Source organism: uncultured Roseovarius sp. (assembly GCF_913057115.1).
Classification (GTDB): domain Bacteria; phylum Pseudomonadota; class Alphaproteobacteria; order Rhodobacterales; family Rhodobacteraceae; genus Roseovarius.
This window is the reverse complement of the sequence record NZ_CAJXNN010000001.1, coordinates 157,796-177,031: the sequence shown is the minus strand read 5'-3', so window position 1 is coordinate 177,031 and position 19,236 is coordinate 157,796. Positions and strand designations below refer to the sequence as shown.

Annotated in this window: 19 protein-coding genes; 14 read left to right on the top strand and 5 right to left on the bottom strand. The window is 60.8% G+C overall.

Annotated elements, in window-relative coordinates:
* Window positions 1-66 precede the first annotated feature (66 nt).
* Genes hutI through QZ498_RS00870 form a run of 6 tightly spaced genes read left to right on the top strand, consistent with a single transcriptional unit; the run spans window position 67 to window position 6,315 of the window.
* The gene (gene hutI / locus QZ498_RS00895) at window positions 67-1,257 is read left to right on the top strand and encodes an imidazolonepropionase (protein ID WP_294619279.1); all 1,191 of its coding nucleotides are present in this window, start codon (window positions 67-69) and stop codon (window positions 1,255-1,257) included.
* Window positions 1,254-2,789 carry a histidine ammonia-lyase gene (gene hutH, locus QZ498_RS00890; RefSeq protein ID WP_294619277.1) on the top strand — a complete coding sequence of 512 codons (1,536 nt, stop codon included), beginning with the start codon at window positions 1,254-1,256 and terminating at the stop codon, window positions 2,787-2,789. The genes hutI and hutH overlap by 4 nt, the downstream gene beginning before the upstream one ends.
* Window positions 2,789-3,583 carry an N-formylglutamate deformylase gene (gene hutG, locus QZ498_RS00885; RefSeq protein ID WP_294619275.1) on the top strand — a complete coding sequence of 265 codons (795 nt, stop codon included), beginning with the start codon at window positions 2,789-2,791 and terminating at the stop codon, window positions 3,581-3,583. The genes hutH and hutG overlap by 1 nt, the downstream gene beginning before the upstream one ends.
* The gene (gene hutU, locus QZ498_RS00880) at window positions 3,580-5,250 is read left to right on the top strand and encodes a urocanate hydratase (RefSeq protein WP_294619272.1); all 1,671 of its coding nucleotides are present in this window, start codon (window positions 3,580-3,582) and stop codon (window positions 5,248-5,250) included. The genes hutG and hutU overlap by 4 nt, the downstream gene beginning before the upstream one ends.
* Window positions 5,205-5,660: a DUF1810 domain-containing protein gene (locus QZ498_RS00875; RefSeq protein ID WP_367117608.1), complete on the top strand. Its 456-nt coding sequence runs from the start codon at window positions 5,205-5,207 to the stop codon at window positions 5,658-5,660. Before hutU ends, QZ498_RS00875 begins: the two co-directional genes overlap by 46 nt.
* 1 nt (window position 5,661) lies before the next feature.
* Entirely contained in the window at window positions 5,662-6,315 is a 654-nt protein-coding gene (locus QZ498_RS00870) for a flavin reductase family protein (protein WP_294619268.1), read from the top strand.
* A gap of 4 nt (window positions 6,316-6,319) precedes the next feature.
* Here the strand turns inward: QZ498_RS00870 and QZ498_RS00865 are convergent, their stop codons facing one another.
* The gene (locus QZ498_RS00865; protein ID WP_294619266.1) at window positions 6,320-6,688 is read right to left on the bottom strand and encodes a histidine triad nucleotide-binding protein; all 369 of its coding nucleotides are present in this window, start codon (window positions 6,686-6,688) and stop codon (window positions 6,320-6,322) included.
* A 10-nt stretch (window positions 6,689-6,698) separates the two neighbouring features.
* The gene (locus QZ498_RS00860; RefSeq protein WP_294619264.1) at window positions 6,699-8,276 is read right to left on the bottom strand and encodes a DUF5928 domain-containing protein; all 1,578 of its coding nucleotides are present in this window, start codon (window positions 8,274-8,276) and stop codon (window positions 6,699-6,701) included.
* A gap of 145 nt (window positions 8,277-8,421) precedes the next feature.
* On the opposite strand from QZ498_RS00860, the gene QZ498_RS00855 reads away from it, so the two are divergent.
* Window positions 8,422-9,240 carry a sulfotransferase family protein gene (locus QZ498_RS00855; protein ID WP_294619262.1) on the top strand — a complete coding sequence of 273 codons (819 nt, stop codon included), beginning with the start codon at window positions 8,422-8,424 and terminating at the stop codon, window positions 9,238-9,240.
* A 172-nt stretch (window positions 9,241-9,412) separates the two neighbouring features.
* Window positions 9,413-10,168, top strand: coding sequence for a phosphate ABC transporter ATP-binding protein (locus QZ498_RS00850; protein WP_294619374.1), 756 nt, complete (start codon window positions 9,413-9,415; stop codon window positions 10,166-10,168).
* A 4-nt stretch (window positions 10,169-10,172) separates the two neighbouring features.
* On the opposite strand, the gene QZ498_RS00845 is transcribed toward QZ498_RS00850, so the two are convergent.
* Complete coding sequence (locus QZ498_RS00845; protein WP_294619260.1) at window positions 10,173-11,159, bottom strand: adenosine kinase; 987 nt, start codon at window positions 11,157-11,159, stop codon at window positions 10,173-10,175.
* Window positions 11,156-11,800 (bottom strand): endonuclease III, encoded by a 645-nt coding sequence (gene nth, locus QZ498_RS00840; RefSeq protein WP_294619258.1) that lies wholly within the window; start codon window positions 11,798-11,800, stop codon window positions 11,156-11,158. Before nth ends, QZ498_RS00845 begins: the two co-directional genes overlap by 4 nt.
* A gap of 100 nt (window positions 11,801-11,900) precedes the next feature.
* On the opposite strand from nth, the gene QZ498_RS00835 reads away from it, so the two are divergent.
* Together QZ498_RS00835 and QZ498_RS00830 are read left to right on the top strand one after the other, a co-directional pair.
* Window positions 11,901-12,740, top strand: a complete 840-nt coding sequence (locus QZ498_RS00835) for a bifunctional helix-turn-helix domain-containing protein/methylated-DNA--[protein]-cysteine S-methyltransferase (RefSeq protein ID WP_294619256.1) — start codon at window positions 11,901-11,903, stop codon at window positions 12,738-12,740.
* A gap of 123 nt (window positions 12,741-12,863) precedes the next feature.
* On the top strand, window positions 12,864-13,523 hold the full coding sequence (locus tag QZ498_RS00830; protein WP_294619254.1) for an OmpA family protein: 660 nt from the start codon (window positions 12,864-12,866) through the stop codon (window positions 13,521-13,523).
* A gap of 73 nt (window positions 13,524-13,596) precedes the next feature.
* Here the strand turns inward: QZ498_RS00830 and QZ498_RS00825 are convergent, their stop codons facing one another.
* A complete protein-coding gene (locus QZ498_RS00825; protein WP_294619252.1) occupies window positions 13,597-14,556 on the bottom strand; it encodes an L-malyl-CoA/beta-methylmalyl-CoA lyase in 960 nt (319 codons plus the stop codon).
* A gap of 350 nt (window positions 14,557-14,906) precedes the next feature.
* On the opposite strand from QZ498_RS00825, the gene QZ498_RS00820 reads away from it, so the two are divergent.
* The 4 genes from QZ498_RS00820 (at window position 14,907) to QZ498_RS00805 (ending at window position 19,180) form a co-directional block, all read left to right on the top strand.
* Window positions 14,907-16,136 carry an MFS transporter gene (locus tag QZ498_RS00820; RefSeq protein ID WP_294619250.1) on the top strand — a complete coding sequence of 410 codons (1,230 nt, stop codon included), beginning with the start codon at window positions 14,907-14,909 and terminating at the stop codon, window positions 16,134-16,136.
* A gap of 127 nt (window positions 16,137-16,263) precedes the next feature.
* The gene (gene dgcN / locus QZ498_RS00815) at window positions 16,264-17,265 is read left to right on the top strand and encodes an N-acetyltransferase DgcN (RefSeq protein WP_294619373.1); all 1,002 of its coding nucleotides are present in this window, start codon (window positions 16,264-16,266) and stop codon (window positions 17,263-17,265) included.
* A gap of 75 nt (window positions 17,266-17,340) precedes the next feature.
* Window positions 17,341-18,306: an N-acetyl-D-Glu racemase DgcA gene (gene dgcA / locus QZ498_RS00810; RefSeq protein WP_294619248.1), complete on the top strand. Its 966-nt coding sequence runs from the start codon at window positions 17,341-17,343 to the stop codon at window positions 18,304-18,306.
* 10 nt (window positions 18,307-18,316) lie between these two features.
* The gene (locus QZ498_RS00805) at window positions 18,317-19,180 is read left to right on the top strand and encodes a D-amino-acid transaminase (protein ID WP_294619246.1); all 864 of its coding nucleotides are present in this window, start codon (window positions 18,317-18,319) and stop codon (window positions 19,178-19,180) included.
* Window positions 19,181-19,236: the final 56 nt, after the last annotated feature.

Below are 19,236 nucleotides of genomic sequence, written 5' to 3'. Positions count from 1 at the left end.
GTTGACGGAATTAATATGTATATACATAATGACATCAAACGAGTCGGAATTCAACAGGCGGCGCGAATGATCCTGAGCAATGCAACAGTGGCGACGATGACCGGGCGTGAGCCCTATGGTTTGATCCGGGAGGCCGCCGTCGTGGTGCGTGACGGGCGCATCGCATGGGTCGGGCCGGAAGCTGATTTGCCGGCTGACCAAGATGGGCCGCGTGAGGATTTGGGGGGTCGTCTCGTCACGCCTGGTTTGATTGATTGCCACACGCATATTGTGCATGGCGGCGACCGGGCCGGTGAGTTCGAGATGCGACTTGAAGGCGCAAGTTACGAGGAGGTCGCCCGCGCCGGGGGCGGGATCGTTTCGACCGTCAAGGCGACGCGGGCGGCAAGCGAGGAGGCCTTACTGTCTGGTGCGCTTCGGTTCGCGGATGCTCTGATTTCCGAGGGTGTCACCGCCATTGAAGTCAAATCCGGCTATGGTTTGGATGTCGAGACCGAGCTTCGGATGTTGCGGGCGGCGCGGGCGATTGAGCGGCTGCGGCCTGTTCGGGTGAAAACCAGCTTCCTTGGTGCGCATGCGGTGCCTGCGGAGTATGCGGGACGTAACGCCGCGTATATCGAAGAGGTGTGTTTGCCTGCCTTGCGCCAAGCTGCCGCCGAGCGTTTGGTTGATGCTGTCGACGGGTTTTGCGAGGGCATTGCCTTTTCTGCCGCAGAGCTGGAGCCGCTTTTTGCCGCGGCGCGCGATTTGAGCCTGCCGGTTAAACTTCATGCCGAGCAGTTGTCGCATCAGGGTGGTGTGCAACTGGCCACGAGATACGGGGCCTTGTCGGCGGATCACGTGGAGTACGCCACAGAGGCAGATGCCCGCGCCATGGCCGAGGCGGGCAGCGTGGCGGTGATCTTGCCCGGCGCGTTCTATACCCTGCGCGAGACCCAGGCACCGCCGATCGAGGCGTTTCGCGCGCATGGCGTGGCGATGGCTTTGGCGACCGATTGCAATCCGGGGTCTTCGCCCATGGCGTCGCTGCTTCTGACGATGAACATGGGCTGCACGCTGTTTCGGATGACGCCCGAGGAGGCCTTGGCCGGGGTGACGCGACATGCCGCGCGCGCCTTGGGTTTGCAAGACACGGGCGCCATCGCGCCGGGCCAGCGGGCCGATCTTGCGATCTGGGATGTCGGGAAGCCTGCCGAGCTGGCCTATCGGATTGGGTATAACCCGCTCTACCGGCGGATTTTTGGAGGTGAGGGATGAGCGCGGTCTTGCAACCCGGCGCAGTGCGTCTGGCAGAGCTTGAGGCGATCTGGCGCGGGGGTTTGCCTGCGCGGTTGGATCCATCGGTGAAGCCGCAGGTTGAGGCCGCCTGCGATCTGGTGCGTCGCGCCGCCGAGGGGGAGGCGGCGGTGTATGGCGTGAACACCGGTTTTGGCAAACTGGCAAGCGTCAAGATTCCGCCTGAACAGACCGAAGCGCTTCAGCGGAACCTGATCCTGTCGCATTGTTGTGGCGTGGGACAGCCCTTGGATGCCCCGACCGTGCGGTTGATGATGGTGCTCAAGCTCATGTCACTGGGGCGCGGTGCCTCGGGTGTGGCGTGGGGCACGGTACGTTTGATCGAAGACATGCTTGAGGCCGATGTTGTGCCGGTTGTGCCGGATCAGGGATCGGTCGGGGCCTCTGGTGATCTGGCGCCTTTGGCACATTTGGCGGCCGTGATGATTGGTGAGGGTGAAGCATGGTTCGATGGTGCGCGCTTGAGCGGTGCGGAGGCTCTGGAGCGTGCTGGGCTAAGGCCCATCGTGCTTGGCCCCAAGGAGGGGCTGGCCCTGATTAACGGGACGCAGTTTTCGACGGCTTGCGCGCTTGTCGGGTTATGGGGTGCGTGGCGCAATGCTGCCGGGTGTATCGTGACCGCGGGGTTGTCAACGGATGCGATCATGGGATCGACCGCACCCTTGGTGGAGGCCATTCACACACTGCGCGGGCATCCCGGGCAAATCGCCGCTGCGCGGGCGCAACGCGATTTGATGGCGGGCAGCGAAATTCGCGAAAGCCATCGCGAGGGGGACAGCCGCGTGCAGGACCCTTACTGCATCCGCTGTCAGGCGCAGGTGAGCGGGGCCGCGATTGACCTGTTGCGCCGGGCCGGTGAGGTGCTTGAGATCGAAGCCAATGCGGTGACGGACAATCCGCTGGTTCTGGTGGAGGAAGGCCGCATCGTTTCGGGCGGGAATTTCCATGCCGAGCCGGTGGGCTTTGCCGCCGATCAGATCGCCATGGCGATTGCCGAACTGGGCGCGATTGCACAGCGGCGCGTGGCCTTGATGGTGGACCCGTCGTTGAGTTTCGATCTGCCGCCCTTCCTGACGCCGGAGCCGGGGTTGAACTCGGGCCTGATGATCGCCGAGGTGACGACCGCCGCCTTGATGAGCGAGAACAAGCATCTGGCCAATCCGTGCACCACGGACAGCACGCCGACCAGCGCCAACCAAGAGGACCATGTGAGTATGGCCGCCCATGCCGCACGGCGGTTGATGCGGATGAATGCCAACCTCAACACCATTCTGGGGGTCGAGGCGATTTGTGGCGCGCAGGGCATCGGATTTCGTGCGCCTTTGAAGACAAGTGTGCCTTTGCAAAAGGTCATTGACCGGTTGCGGCAAGCCGTGCCGGCCTTGGAGGCCGACCGCTATCTTGCCCCGGATTTGCAGGCGGCGGCGGATTTGATTGCCGGGGGTGATCTGGTGCGTGCGGCGGATGTGGATTTGCAGTTGGAGGCGCTGTGATGGAGCCGGTTGAGGTGATCCGGGGTGATGGCCCGGTGGTTCTGGGCATGCCGCATACGGGGGTTTTCGTGCCACCCGAGATACGGGCCAAGCTGAACGACCGGGGGCGCGGTTTGGCCGATACTGATTGGAACATTCACAAGCTGTACAACGGTCTTTTGCCGGGGGCGACGGTGGTGCGGGCCACCTTTCACCGGTACGTGATCGACGCAAATCGCGACCCATCGGGTCAGAGCCTTTATCCGGGGCAGAACACGACCGGCTTGGTCCCACTGACGGATTTCGAGGGGGAGCCGATCTGGGATGTGCCGCCCTCGGGGGGCGAGGTAGAGCATCGGCGTGAGGTTTACCACGCGCGCTATCATACGGCACTTGAGGCAGAATTGCGCCGGGTCAGAGACACATACGGTGCGGCGATCCTTTATGATTGCCATTCGATCCGGTCAGAGATTCCGTATCTTTTTGAGGGCCGTTTGCCCACCTTCAACATCGGCACCAACGACGGGGCGACCTGTGCGCCTGCTGTGGCGGAGGCTGTGGAGGCGGTGTGCCGTGCGGCACAGGGCTATGACACGGTGCTGAACGGCCGGTTCAAGGGCGGATGGACAACGCGGCATTATGGCCGGCCCGAGGCGGGGCTGCATGCGATCCAGATGGAACTGGCGCAGCGCTGTTACATGGAAGAGGCCGCCCCTTGGCCGTATCTGCACGAGCGGGCCGAGGCTTTGCGCCCGCATTTGAAAGCTATCCTTGAAGCCCTGGACCGACTGGCACGCGAAGGAGAATTGGCATGACCGACCCACGTCACAACACCCGCGATATCTATCCCGACACCGGCACCGAGATCAGCGCCAAGCATTGGGTGACAGAGGCGCCGATGCGGATGCTGATGAACAACCTGCACCCGGATGTGGCCGAGAACCCGCATGAGTTGGTGGTTTATGGCGGTATCGGGCGGGCGGCGCGCACCTGGGACGATTTCGACCGGATCGTTTCGACGCTGAAGGGGCTGGAGGAGGATGAAACCCTTCTGGTGCAGTCGGGCAAACCGGTGGGGGTGTTCCAGACCCACAAAGACGCACCCCGCGTTTTGATCGCCAATTCAAATCTCGTACCACATTGGGCCAATTGGGATCATTTCAGTGAACTCGATAAGAAGGGCCTGATGATGTACGGTCAGATGACCGCCGGGTCGTGGATTTACATCGGCACGCAGGGTATCGTGCAGGGCACATATGAGACTTTCGCCGAGGCCGGGCGGCAGCATTACGACGGTGACCTGAAAGGCCGGTGGATCCTGACCGGTGGTCTTGGTGGTATGGGCGGGGCGCAGCCTTTGGCGGCGGTCTTTGCCGGGGCGTGTTGTTTGGCGGTGGAGTGCGACGAAGAGCGCGCAAGGTTCCGGCAGCGCACGCGGTATCTGGATGAAATCACCCATGACCTGGACGCGGCGCTTGAGATGATAGAGCGCTGGACCAAGGCGGGCGAGGCGAAATCGGTGGGTCTGATCGGCAATGCGGCGGATGTTTTTGCCGAATTGGTCAAGCGCGGCGTGCGCCCGGATATCGTTACTGACCAGACAAGCGCGCATGATCCGGTGCATGGATACCTGCCGCAGGGCTGGAGCGTGGCCGAGTGGCGCGCCAAGCAGGAGAGTGACCCCAAGGCGGTGGAAGCGGCTGCACGTGCCTCCATGCGGGTGCAGGTGCAGGCGATGGTGGATTTCTGGAACATGGGCGTGCCGACGCTGGATTATGGCAACAACATCCGGCAGGTGGCGCAGGAGGAGGGGCTGGAGAACGCCTTTGCCTTCCCGGGGTTCGTCCCGGCCTACATCCGGCCGCTGTTCTGCCGTGGGATCGGGCCGTTCCGGTGGTGTGCGCTGTCGGGTGATCCGGAGGATATCTATCGCACCGACGAAAAGATGAAGGAACTGTTCCCCGAGCATGCCGATTTGCATCGCTGGCTGGATATGGCGAGAGAGCGGATCGCCTTTCAGGGCTTGCCGGCGCGGATTTGCTGGATCGGGTTGGGCGAGCGGCACAAGGCCGGTCTGGCGTTCAACGAGATGGTCCGCAAGGGCGAGTTGAAGGCGCCGGTGGTGATTGGGCGGGACCATCTGGACTCGGGCTCGGTTGCGAGCCCGAACCGTGAAACCGAGGCGATGAAGGATGGATCGGACGCGGTTTCGGATTGGCCGCTTTTGAATGCCTTGCTCAACACCGCGAGTGGGGCCACTTGGGTGAGCCTGCATCACGGTGGCGGGGTTGGCATGGGGTTCAGCCAGCATTCGGGCATGGTTGTCTGTGCCGATGGGACGGAAGATGCCGCGCGGCGTTTGGAACGTGTGCTTTGGAACGATCCGGCGACTGGCGTGATGCGCCATGCCGATGCCGGCTATGACATCGCCAAGGAGTGCGCGCGGGACCACGGGTTGCGCCTGCCCGGCATTCTGGGGTGAGCCTTGAGCGGTTCATGGAGGCGCAAGCGCGCGTCTGGCCCGGCCCGTTGGAGGAGATTCAAGCGGGCTCGAAAAAAGGCCATTGGATGTGGTTCATCTTTCCGCAGTTGCGCGGGCTTGGCCAATCGGCGATGGCGCAGCGCTATGGCATTGCCGATCTGGAGGAGGCGCGGGCCTATTTGGCGCATCCCGTGCTGGGGCCGCGATTGATTGAGATCACGCGCGCCATGCTGAGCCATGCTGACAAGACGCCCGAGGCGGTGCTTGGGCCGGTGGATGCGATGAAGCTGCGCTCTTGCCTGACCTTGTTTGAAACGGCGGACGGCGATGCGGTTTTTGGTGAGGGGCTGCGCGTGTTCTATGAGGGACGCCCCTGTGAGGCGACATTGACGATGATCGAGGAGACCTGAGATGGACTATGCACCGGGGCGAGAGGATTGTCCGCTTCCGTTTTCGCCGTTCAAGTCTTGTACCGTGCCACGGCCCATCGGCTGGCTTTCCACGATCAGTCGTGACGGGGTGCACAACCTTGCCCCCTACAGCCAATGGCAGAACCTGACATTCGACCCGCCGCTGGTGATGTTCGCCGCCAACCAGTACCCGGACGGGCGGCGCAAGGATACTGTCGTGAATGCCGAGCAAACCGGGTGGTTCGTGTGGAACATGGCCACTTGGGACTTGCGCGAGGCGGTGAACCGTTCCGCCATGGCCGTGGCTAGGGAGGTGGATGAATTCGAAACCGCGAGCGTTACGAAAGCAGCTTGCATGGAGGCCCCTTGTGCGCGGGTGGCGGAAAGCCCCGCGCAGTTCGAATGCCGTTACCTGTCCACGCACCGCCTACCGGGGGATTCAGACGTGGGAACGGTGGATGTCGTCTATGGCCGGGTCGAACGTATCCGCGTGGACGATGGCGTTATCACGCCTGACGGCAAGCTGGACATTCCCAAGATCCAGCCAATCGCGCGCATGGGTTATTACGACTATACCGTGGTGCGGGACACCTTCGAGATGCGTATCCCCGGCGCAAGCGCCGCCGCAGCGGATGGATTGGAGGGAAAGGCCTGAGCGGTCAGGCCTTTTGCAGCATTCGACCCAAGGGGCGCCCGCCAAGGATATGCACGTGCAGGTGCGGAACCTCTTGCACGCCGGCCTCTCCCGCGTTCGAGATCAGGCGGAAGCCGTCATCCTCGACACCCTTGAGTTTGCAGACCTCGCCAATGGCGCGAGTGTAATCGAGAATCTCGGCATCCGACGCGGTTTGCGCGAAGTGATCGTAGCAAACGTAGGGGCCTTTCGGGATCACCAGAACATGCACAGGGGCCTGTGGTTGGATATCGTTGAAGGCAAGGCTGTGCTCGGTTTCCAGTACTGTGTCGTTCGGAATCTCACCGCGCAGGATTTTGGCGAAGATGTTCTGATCGTCGTAGCTATGGGGCATGTGAACGTCCTTAATCGGCAAAGAGATGATCGGTCTGCGCAATCTCTAGCGCCTTGTCATGGGGAACATCAAGAAAGGGGGCGATCGCGCTTGCGTGCTGGTCGGTGTGGTCACCCTCACGCAGAATATTGTGATTTTCGAATTCGGCATCGCGAATGCGGTCGGATTCGAAGACCATGTCGGCGCGGATCGTGGGCAGCAGGCGTTCAAGCGTTTCGTCCGGTGTCTGCTCGCCGGCAAGGCCGACGCGCATGGCGTGTCCGATGAGATATTCGTCGGAAAACTTGGTTTGGATTTCCAAAAGCTTTGTGGTCGACCGATCACCGCAGAAATCTTGCAGAAGGTCGAGGTTGCCCGGATCCATGCAGACGATCAGGCGGTCGGTGTCGTAGTAGTCGAACAGCATACGCATCAGTGCGCGCCGATGGCGGGTACGTTTGCCAAGGGTGGCCTGAATACCGCCGAGATCGGGAAGCGGGGTCGATTCCTCGTTGAACAGGTATTCGACGGTGGGAATGTTGGTCAGTTGCCGGATCTTGTCGAGCAGGCGCTTGCCAACGTGCCACTTCTTGCAGACCACGATCATCAGCTCACGATCGCGGCCTAGAGTGCTTTCGGTTTCCCAAAAGCGGGTGGCGAAGCGACGGCCGATGCGGCCCCGGCCACTGAGAAACCTGAACAGGCTGCGGCCTTCGTTGGATATCTGAAACTCCGCGTCGTCATCGGCATAAAGCGCGCCCAGCCGGGTTTTGAGTTCGGTTGCCTCGGGGCTGATCTTGCGGGCAAAAAGAAAATCCTGACTGAGTAGCAGGTCGTAGTGATCGTTGTAAAAGGTCACCGGCATGCCGTAGTCGGTGAACATCAGGAAAGTCAGGGTTCGGGTGCGGATTTCTTTTTCCGGCACGAGGTGGCGCACCAAGGTCTGGAAAAAGGTTTCATCGGGAATCCATGTGGTGCGGAAAAAGCGCATAACGTCGCGGCGGCGGCGGGTGAAGTCGATGATCCATTCGATGGTTCGGCGGCGCAGGCACCACCATTGGCTGCCGATCTGGACCTGTATATCGCTTGGGATCTTGCGGGTGAGGCCCAGGCGCTTTTGCAGATTGAACGTGGCATAGAAGCGCCATTTCTGGGAGCGTTCGTTGAAGAAGTGGCGGTAGATCAGCCGTTCTTCCTTCATGCCGGTCTTGATCCAGTCGCTTTCGAAATAATCAAAACTTTCGATGTAATCGACATCGTTGGCATCAAGGAATTCATGCGCATAGTGGGCCGATTTGATCGCCGCGCAATCCCCGGACAGCATGTAGAAATGCGTTGCGCGCGGGAATTGATCGACCGCGGCCTCGACCGCGTAAAGCGTGGCCTGCACCAAGGACCATTCGCCCCAGCCGCATTTGATACGGCGTTTGGCGAAGGTGACGTTGGGGTTTTCTGCAAGGGCTTCGCGGATTTTGGTGAAGTGTTCGGGATTGGCGCGGGCGTCGAAGTGGATCGACATATAGTCACCGGCTGCGGTGAGCATATTGGCCTGTTTGATGATCGCGTCCGGATCCTTGTGGCACAGAAGTATGAACGCAATTTTTGCCATGCTCGAAACAGTTTACCTTCTTTCGTATTGTTGTTTACATTGATAGTCCTGAACAGCCCCTGAATAAACAGGGTTTCTTTGTATTTTTTAAAGGTTTAAATACCTAATAACCCGAAAAAGGGATTTTACAGCGGAGGCTGCGAGCATGGGATTTCCCGGAACATGGATGACCGAAAGCGAAAGCGTGGTCTATCGCGTGGTGCCGAAATGCGCCTGTTCGACCATTGGTCAGATCATGTATTATTCTGATCATGGCGAGTTCTTTGATGGTGACATACACGATGCCGAAACCGGCCTGCACAAATGGGCGCGGGAAGACAGCCAGCCTTTGATCAAGGCGAATGTGAAAACCCATACTTCTTATGCTTTTACCTGTGTGCGGAACCCTTACACGCGCATCCTGTCGTCGTTTTTCGACAAGATTTGCGGCATTCAGCGCAACGGCAAACGCTATCGCGGGAAGCTGGTGCCGCTTTTGATCCAGAAATACGGGATTGAAGTGGGCGGCGAGGATGGCAAGCAGGAGTTCGACCAGATCCAGAGCTTCCGCCGGTTTCTGTTGTTCGCCCGCGACACCATCCGCTGGCGGCGGCCGATGGACCCGGATATCCACTGGTCGGCGATGTCGGGGCATGTGTCGACGTTCATCATAAATGGCGGTACCTACGACAAGATTTTCTGGACCGAGTCCTTCAACGACGGGATGGGCGAGGTATTGGGTGCGATCAAAACGCAACATGACGTGGACTTGCAGACGATCCCGCGCTTCAACGAAAGTGAAGGCCATGGGCCGAAGCGGGCACATCCGGTGGAAGATTATTTCGACGATCTTTCGATGCATCTGGTGAAAGAGATTTATCATCGCGATTTCGCCTTGTTCAAATACGACTTTGACGATCCTTCGAACAAGATGCCCATTGGTGAGATCGACCTTGATGAGGTGCATGCCAAGCTGGGCGAGTGACGGCGCGATCTGTGAAGTTTTTGTGAAGAATCCGATTCCTTGATCTAGATCGAATGCAGTCTTCCAAGGCTGTCGGACAATAAGGCCAAACCCGAGATGGAGAGGTCTGATGTTCGACACCCAACACAACGAGATTCAACAGCCGCTAGCACGCAGCAACCAGCCGCCCCTCATGACGCTGCAAAACGTCAATTTGTGGTACGGCGACGGCGAGAAGCATGCTTTGATCGACGTGAGTTTCGATCTTTTTCCCAATGAGATACTGGCCTTCATAGGGCCATCAGGCTGTGGCAAATCCACCGCCCTCAAGTGCCTGAACCGGATGCATGACAGCACGCGGGGTGTTGTGATTGATGGTCGGATCGAGATGAGTGGTCAGGACATCCATGATCCGGGCATCGACCCGCCAATGCACCGGCGGCGGTTCGGCTGGGTCGCGCAAAAGCCCAATCCGTTTCCCGCGAGCATTTGGAAAAACGTGGCCTATGGCGCGCAAATTCATGGGTTGATGCGCAACAAGGCCGATCTGGAGGTGCATGTGGAGGATTGCCTGCGCCGGGCGCATCTTTGGGACGAGGTGAAGGACCACCTGCATGATATGGATGGGGCTGACCTTTCGGGCGGTCAACAGCAGCGGTTGTGCATCGCCCGCGCGCTCAGTACGCAGCCCGAGGTCTTGTTGATGGATGAGCCGACCGGGTCGATTGACCCGATCGCGACCGCCAAGGTCGAGGAGTTGATGGTCGATCTGAAGCCCGATCATGCCATCGTGGTGGTCACCCACTCGATGATGGAGGCGCGCCGCGTCGCCGACCGCGTGGCATATTTCCACTTGGGGCGCCTATTGGAGGTCGGGCCGACTGAGCAGATATTTACCGCCGCGCGCAGTGACGAGGCCCGGCGGTTCATCGAAGGCAAGTTCGGCTAGGTCCTCAGATCAGGCCTTCGGCGGCAAAAAGTGCCTTCACATCCGCTTGTGGCCTTGCGCCGTAGTGGGTGATGACCTCACCCGCGGCGATGCAGCCCATGCGCCCGGCTACGTCCAATGGCGCGCCGCTGGCCATGCCAAACAGGAACCCGGCGGCGAATTGATCGCCCGCGCCGGTGGTGTCGAGCGGGGCGATGGGGCTGACCGGGACACTGATACTGTCGTCACCTTCGGTGATCACCACGTCGTGGCCAGACCGCGTGCAGACGATGAGGCCGCTTTCGCTGGCGGCTTGTTCGAGTGCTGCGCCCAGATCATCGGTTTCAAAGAGCGATTTCCATTCGTGTTCGTTGCCCAAGACGAAATCCAGCTCGCCTAGCAGCTTGCGGAAATCGCCGCGATGGCGATCAACGCAGAAGGGGTCAGACAGGGAAATCCCCGCTTTGCCGCCACCTGCGCGGCAGGCACGCGCGGCGGCTTGGAAGGCGTCTTTGCCCTTGGGTTTGTCGAAGAGGTAGCCTTCGAGGAACAGCAGTTCCGCCGCACCGGCCACATCATCGTCGACGTCATCCGGGCCAAGCTCTGACGAAATACCGAGGTAGGTGTTCATCGAGCGTTCGCCATCGGGCGACACGAAGATCATGCAGCGCGAGGTGGGCAGTTCGCCGTTGGGCACGGGCGAATTGACAAAATCAATACCCTCGTCGGTCATGGCATTGGCGTAGTAATGACCCAGTTCATCATCATGCACGCGGCCGATAAAGCCTGTTTTAAGGCCCAAGGCCCCCAGCCCCGCGATGGTATTGGCGACCGAGCCGCCGGGCATCTGGGTGCGGTCTTGCATTTGGTCGAACAGGAACTCACCGCGTTCTTGTTCGACCAATTGCATGACGCCCTTGTCGATACCCATGCGGGTCAGGAAATGGTCGTCGGCTTGGGAGATCACGTCGACCACGGCGTTGCCGATGCCGACGGCTTGGTATTTCGTCATATGGTTTTTTCCTCGAATTGGCAGAACTCGCGGATGATGCAGGTAGGGCACATCGGTTTGCGGGCCTTACAGTGATAGCGCCCGTGCAGGATAAGCCAATGGTGGGCGTGTTGTTGGAAATCCACCGGCACATTGTCTTCGATGGCGCGTTCCACCGCATCGACGTTCTTGCCGGGGCAGATGCCGGTGCGGTTGCCGACGCGGAAGATATGGGTATCGACTGCCTGCGCCGGGTAGTGCCACCACATGTTCAGCACCACATTGGCGGTTTTCCGGCCGACGCCGGGAAGCGATTGCAGGGCGGCGCGAGAGTTGGGAACGATGCCGTCGTATTCCTCGACAAGGATCCTCGACAGCTTCATCACGTTCTTGGCCTTGTTGCGGTAAAGGCCGATGGTTTTGATATGCTCGATCAGGCCGTCCTCGCCCAAATCCAGCATTTTCTGCGGGGTATCAGCGACTTTGAACAGCTCGCGCGTGGCGCGGTTGACGCCAGCATCGGTGGCCTGTGCCGATAGGGCAACGGCCACGACAAGCGTATAGGCGTTGACGTGCTCCAACTCGCCTTTGGGTTCGGGTTCGGCCGCGTGAAAGCGGGTGAAGATCTCGCGGATCGTGTGGTAATCAAGCTGCTTTGCCATGGCGACCCATATGCCCCGAAAGGTGAGGATGCGCAACATTCGGGTCGCAGTGGGGGCGTGGGGCGCTTAATCTGATGGTCAACAGACATGAGGACCCGCGATGTCAGAAGCTGGATCAGAGCAAACCTATCATTATAACGTCATGCGCCGGGCGCTTGATCTGATGGATGAGGCGGAGGCGCCGCTGTCGCTTGAGGCGTTGTCGGCACGGATGGATATGAGCCCGGCGCATTTCCAGCGGGTGTTTTCGGCTTGGGTGGGTGTTTCGCCCAAGCGGTATCAGCAATATCTGCGGCTTGGTCATGCCAAGGCGTTGTTGGCCGAACGGCACACGGTTCTCGAGGCGGCGCATGAGGCGGGGCTGTCGGGGACCGGGCGATTGCATGACCTGTTCCTGCGGTGGGAGGCGATGAGCCCCGGCGAGTATGCCCGGGGCGGTGCGGGCCTGACCATTCGCTATGGTTGGTTCGACAGTCCTTTTGGCGAGGCATTGGCCATGGGGACAGATCGCGGGTTGTGTGGCCTTGCCTTTACGGGCGAATTCGGCCGCGATTGGACATGGGAGGATATGTCCGGACGCTGGCCCGGGGCGCGGTTCGAAGAGCTGCCCGAGGCAATTGCCCCATGGGTCGAGGCCGCCTTTGCGGGCCGCGGCGAAGCGGTGCTGCACATGATCGGTGCGCCCTTCCAGATCAAGGTGTGGGAAGCCTTGCTGCAAATCCCATCGGGGCATGTGACCACCTACTCCGATATCGCGCAGGCTATCGGCAACCCGCGCGCTGTGCGCGCCGTGGGCACCGCCGTTGGGCGCAATCCGGTCAGCTTCCTGATCCCGTGCCACCGGGCCCTGCGCAAGTCGGGGGCCTTGGGCGGCTATCATTGGGGTTTGCCGGTCAAACGGGCCATATTGGCTTGGGAAAGTGCCCGGGCTGAGGCCTAGGCCGGGTCAGTATGCGCGAAATGCCGCCGATTTCCCCGTTGATTCAGCTTGGGGAATGCGCGGCGGTTGCTTATTTTGCCCTTAAGCCCGAGCGTTTGGGCATCATTTCACGAGGCAAATACGATGCGAGCGAAAAAGACTATTCTGGCCCTTTCGGGTCTGTCCCTTCTGGCGGTGACGGCTTGTACTGATCCGGCGCGGGTGGGCGACGATCCGCGCCAGAACACGAAAGGTGGTGCGGTGCTTGGTGGTGTGATCGGGGCAGGGCTTGGCGCCTTGGTCAGCGATGACAAGGCCAAGGGCGCGGTGATTGGTGGCGCTGTGGGCGCTGCGGGTGGCGCGGCCGTCGGCAATGCGCTGGACCGGCAAGAGGCCGAGCTGCGCCAACAGTTGGACAACGACGATGTGCAGATCACCAACACGGGTGACCGCCTGATCGTCACCATGCCGCAGGATATCCTGTTCGACGTGGACAGCTCCACGGTTTATCCGGGGCTGCGGTCTGATCTGCTGACGGTGGCGGATAATCTGCGGTCTTATCCGGATTCTACGGTGCAGGTGGTTGGCCATACCGACAACACGGGCTCGGCCAACTATAACCAAGCGCTTTCCGAGCGGCGGGCGAATGCCGTGGCGGATGTGCTGATGGATGGTGGTGTGGCCTTTGAGCGCATCCAGACTTATGGCAGGGGTGAGAACCAGCCGGTGGCCTCCAACCTGACCGAGGAAGGCAAGCGCCAGAACCGCCGGGTCGAGATCGTGATCCTGCCGACGGCGGCTTGATCTGGGCGATAGAGAAAAGAAAACCCCGGTGAGCCTTGGGCCGCCGGGGTTTTTCATGTGCTATTGCAGCGGCTTACATGGCCTCTATCATCTCGGCCTGTTTGACGATCACCTCGGCCTGCTTGATCGAGGCGATATCGACAAGGCGGCCTTTGTAGGTGGTTGCCCCTTCGCCACGGGCCTTGGCCTCTTCCATGGCTTGCAGGATTTCGCGAGCCTCTTGCACGGCCTCGGTGGTGGGGGTGAAGACCTCGTTCGCAAGGGCGATCTGCTTGGGGTGGATGGCCCATTTGCCAACCATTCCGAGGGTGGCGGAGCGCAGCGCCTGGGCGCGGAAACCGTCATCGTCCGAGAAGTCGCCGAAAGGGCCATCGACCGGTAGCAGTCCATGGGTGCGGCAGGCGGCGACGATGGCGGTTTGCGCCCAGTGCCACGGGTCGGACCAGTATTTCTCGCCCTCGCGGATCATGTAGTAGTTTTCCTGCGTGCCGCCGATTCCAGTAGTGGACATGCCCATGGAGGCGGCGAAATCCGCCGCACCGAGGCTCAAGGCCTGCATCCGGGGGCTGGCGGCGGCGATGGCTTCGACGTGGGCAATGCCAGCGGCGGATTCGATGATCGCCTCGAAGCTGATCCGCTTGGAGCGGCCTTTTGCGGCCTCAATCGCGGTCACCAGTGCGTCGACGGCATAAATGTCTTCGGCGCAGCCGGCTTTGGGGATCATGATCTGATCAAGGCGGTCGCCAGCTTTTTCAAGCAGGTCAACCACATCGCGGTACCAGAACGGGGTATCGAGGCCGTTGATCCGGACGCTGAGGTACTTGTTGCCCCAGTCGACATCGTTGATGGCCTGAATGGTGTTTTCGCGGGCCACGTCCTTGTCGGAAGGGGCGACGGAATCTTCGAGGTCGATGTTGATCACATCGGCGGCGCTGGCGGCCATTTTCTCGAACAGCTTGGTGTTCGAGCCCGGGCCGAACAACTGACAGCGGTTGGGGCGTGCGGGGGCGGGGGGTTGGAGGCGGAAGCTCATCTCGGACACCTTTTCAAAAGTTTCAAGAACGGTCGCGTCAGCGGTATATAATTGCATACCTACCTGCAACCCGGTTTTGTGACGCAGTGCAGCATCGTGTCAGTTGGCACTCTGTGCCGAATCGCGGTTAACGCCCTGAAATCACGAAAGAACCCCGGTCGGCAAAACGTCGGTATTGCGTCGGTATTCCGTCGGTGCCGAATGCGGCAGTGCAGCGGATTAACAGGCCGCGCGCTCATCAGGCCTTGCGGCCTTCTTTGCGCAAACTGGTTTCGATGCGACCATTTTTCGTCGGGAACAGAAGCGCGCGGCCTTTCCAAGCGTGGCAGCCATGGGGTATGCGACGTGCTTTGATTGACAATTGGCCCCTGTTTCTGGGGATGCTGATGCTGATGGTGGCCAACGGGCTGTTGGTGACGCTGTTGACGATCCGGGCCAGCACCCTTGGCTTTTCCGAATTGTCGATTTCGATCATGCAGGCCTGTTACCCATTGGGGGCCTTGGCGGGCACCATCCTGACGCCAAGGTTGATCGAGAAGGTGGGGCATATCCGGGTGTTTTCGGCGCTGGCCTCGATGGTGTCGGTGGCGGCGATTGCCCACCTTCTGACCAGTGACCCTTACAGTTGGAGCGCGATGCGCCTTTTGGCGGGGTTCTGTTTTCCGGGGCTTTACGTGATTAGCGAGTCTTGGCTGAACGCCAAGGCGGAGAACCGCATCCGGGCGCAGGTCTTGTCGGTCTATTTCATCATTCAATCGGCGGGTCCGGCCCTAGGGACGGCCATGGTGGGTATTCCCGACCCGTCGGGGACGCTGTTGTTTGGGTTGTCGTCGATCCTGTTGTCGGTGGCGATTGTGCCGCTGCTTTTGTCGGGCGTGCGCGCACCGGATTACACGGTGCCCGACAGGATGCCGGTGAAGCGGCTTTACAAGGTTTCGCCGGTGGCGGTGTTGGGCATCGTGGTGATGGCGACGGGGGTTTCGGCGTGGTTCATCGCCTTGCCGCTTTACGCTTTGCAGGCGGGCTTCAGTGAGGCACAGGCCTCGGGCGTTTTGGTGGTGGCGATGATCGCGGCGGCGGTGGTGCAGTACCCGGTGGGTTGGATCTCGGACCAGATGGACCGACGTTACGTGGTGATCGGCCTTGCCGGGGTGAGTGCCTTGGCGGCCATGTGGATGGTTTTGGACAGCGCGCCGGGGCATATCGTGGTGGGTTTTGCCGTGATCGGGGCGGCGACCCTGCCGGTTTATTCGATTCTTGCCGCCCACGCCAATGACCAGTTGAGTGCCGGGCAGATCGTGCCAGCCAGCGGCACGATGGCGTTTTTGATGCAGCTTGGGCAGGTGGCAGGCATCCTGATCGGGCCGAACGTGGTGCCCATGGCGGGCGGCAAGGGCTTGCCCATGGTCGTGGTGGCGGTTGGGCTTGTTGTGGCCCTGATTGCGCTGGCGCGGCGTGTGCGCAGCGAGGCGCCGGAAGAAACCGGCGAGGTGGTGCCGACTGGTGTGATCGGCATGGCGCAACCGGGGATGTTGCAAGCCGAGGTTTTGGCCGAAGAAATGGAAGAAACTTCGCAATGAGCCAAAACTTTTAGCAGATATTTGCGCCATTCTTGCGCCTGTGTGGGATTTCCGTAGGATTTCGCAGCATTTGCATCGCAAACTGCCATGAAACATTGATTCCCCTGCGAGAGGTGCTGCCATGTCGATGATCGAGACCCCTTATCTGCTGTTCTTGGGTGATGCGCCCGATATGCTGGCCGCTAAAGTGGCCATCGGTATCCGGGATTGGCGACCCGAGAATGCCGTGGGGCAGTTGCGGCTTGAGGGCTGTGGCGCCGATCTGGGCTTGACGGATATGACCTTGGCCGAGGCCAAGGCCGCGGGGGCCAAGACGCTGGTGATTGGCGTGGCCAACCGGGGCGGTGTGATTTCCAAGGAGTGGAAGAAGGTTCTGGTCACCGCGCTGGAGGAAGGCTTTGACCTTGCCGCGGGCCTGCACAACCTGTTGCGCGACGAGCCGGACCTTGTGGCGGTGGCCGAGGCGACGGGCCGCTCTTTGCATGACGTGCGGGTGCCGGAAGTGGAGTACCCGATTGCCGATGGCAAGAAGCGGCGCGGCAAGCGGTGCCTGCCAGTGGGGACCGATTGTTCGGTGGGCAAGATGTATACCGCCATGGCGATGGAGCGCGACATGAAGGAGCGCGGCATGAAGGCCACCTTCCGCGCCACCGGGCAGACGGGCATTTTGATCACCGGGGATGGTGTGCCGTTGGACGCGGTGATTGCCGATTTCATGGCCGGCTCGGTCGAATGGCTAAGCCCGGACAATGACGAGGATCACTGGGACTTGATCGAAGGGCAAGGGAGCCTGTTTCATGTCTCGTTCTCGGGCGTGACCATGGCGCTTATTCATGGCGGTCAGCCCGATGCGCTGATCCTGTGCCATGAGCCGACGCGCGCGCATATGCGGGGCCTGCCCGATTACACCCTGCCCACGCTGGAAGAGCTGCGCGACACCGCGCTGCCCTTGGCACGGATTGCCAACCCGGGTTGTGAAGTGGTTGGGGTTTCGGTGAACACCCAACATATGGGCGAGGATGAGGCCAAGGCCTATTTGGCCGAGGTCGAGGAGCGCATGGGCCTGCCGGCCACCGACCCCTATCGCTTTGGGTCGGGCAAACTGGTGGATGCGCTGGCTGCCCTGTGATCTGACCTTGGTGCTATTGGTTGCCGTCGGATGCCTCCGGCGGGAGTATTTTGGCCAAGAAGAAAGGGCAGGGGCATGGATATTTCAGTGACGCGCGATGTGTTTCGGCTGGCGCAGGTGTTTACCATCAGCCGAGGCTCGCGCACGCAGGCCGAGGTTTTGACCGTTCGGGTGAGTGACAATGGCGTGACGGGCTGGGGCGAATGTGTGCCCTATGCGCGGTATGACGAGACCTTGGACAGTGTGACGGCAGAGATCGAAGGGTTGCCCGAGGTCTTTGACCGGGCGGCGTTGCAGGGTTTGTTGCCCGCTGGGGCCGCACGTAATGCGGTGGATTGCGCTCTGTGGGATCTGGAGGCCAAGCGCGCGGGCAAGCGGGTTTGGGACTTGGCCGGGTTACCCGCGCCGGGGCCGGAGGTGACGGCCTATACCCTGTCTTTGGATGAGCCTGAGGCGATGCGCGCGCAGGCGGCGGAGCATGGGCATCGGCCCTTGCTCAAGATCAAGCTGGGCACGCCGGATGACATGCCGCGCTTGGAAGCGGTGCGCGCGGGCGCGCCCGAGGCGCGGATTATCGTCGATGCCAATGAAGGCTGGTCGGCGGAAGTTTACGCCGATCTGGCGCCGCATCTGGTGCGGTTGGGGGTGAGCCTTGTGGAGCAACCCTTGCCCGCAGGGGACGACGAGGCCCTGATCGGGATGGAGCGGCCCGTGCCGGTTTGTGCCGACGAGTCCTGCCATGACCGCGAGAGCCTGCCGCACCTCAAGGGCAAATATGATGTGGTCAACATCAAGCTGGACAAGACCGGGGGGCTGACCGAGGCGCTTGCCCTGCGCGAGGCCGCTTTGGCCGAAGGATACAAGGTGATGGTGGGCTGCATGGTGGGCAGTTCTTTGGCGATGGCGCCTGCGACATTGGTGGCGCAGGGGGCCATGGTCACAGACCTTGACGGGCCGCTTCTTCTGGCCGAAGACCGGGACAACGCTTTGACATTTGATGAGGCCGGGGTGCATCCGCCCGATGCGGCGCTCTGGGGCTGAGGAGACTGACATGACCCGAACCGTTTACGTGAATGGCGAGTACCTGCCGGAAGGGGAGGCGACGGTTTCGATTTTTGACCGTGGGTTCCTGATGGCCGATGGGGTTTACGAGGTGACCAGCGTGCTGGGTGGCAAGCTGATTGATTTCGCGGGTCATGCAAAGCGGTTGGAACGCTCGCTCAATGAGCTGGACATGAAGCAGCCGCCGGAATTTGATGATCTGCTGGAGATCCACCGCGAATTGGTGACGCGGAACGGGATCGACGATGGCTTGATTTATCTTCAGGTCACGCGCGGCAGCGATGGCGACCGGGATTTCGTTTTCCCCGATGCCGAGACCACCCGACCCACCGTGGTCTTGTTCACCCAATCAAAGCCCGGCCTTGCCAATAGCCCGCAGGCCGAGACGGGGCTGAAGATCATCAGTATCGACGATGTGCGTTGGGGTCGTCGGGATATCAAGACGGTGCAATTGTTGTACCCGTCGATGGGCAAGATGATGGCCAAGGCCGCCGGGTGCGATGATGCCTGGATGATCGAGGATGGCTTTGTTACCGAGGGCACCAGCAACAACGCCTATATCGTGAAGGGTGGCAAGATCATCACCCGTCATCTTTCGAATGATATTCTGCACGGGATCACCCGCGCCGCTGTGCTGCGCTTTGCCCGAGAGGCGCAGATGGAGGTGGAAGAGCGGTCTTTCACCATCGACGAGGCGAAAGAGGCCGACGAGGGCTTCGTCACCTCGGCCAGTGCCTTTGTTATGCCAGTGGTGGAGATTGACGGCACACCCGTTGGCGATGGGGTGCCGGGGCCGGTGGCCAAGCGGCTGCGCGAGATTTACCTAGATGAAAGCCTGAAGGCGGCGATCTAAAGCGTTTCGCGAAACGCAGTGCTCCGTTCAATCGTTGCCCGCGTTCCGCCTTTCGC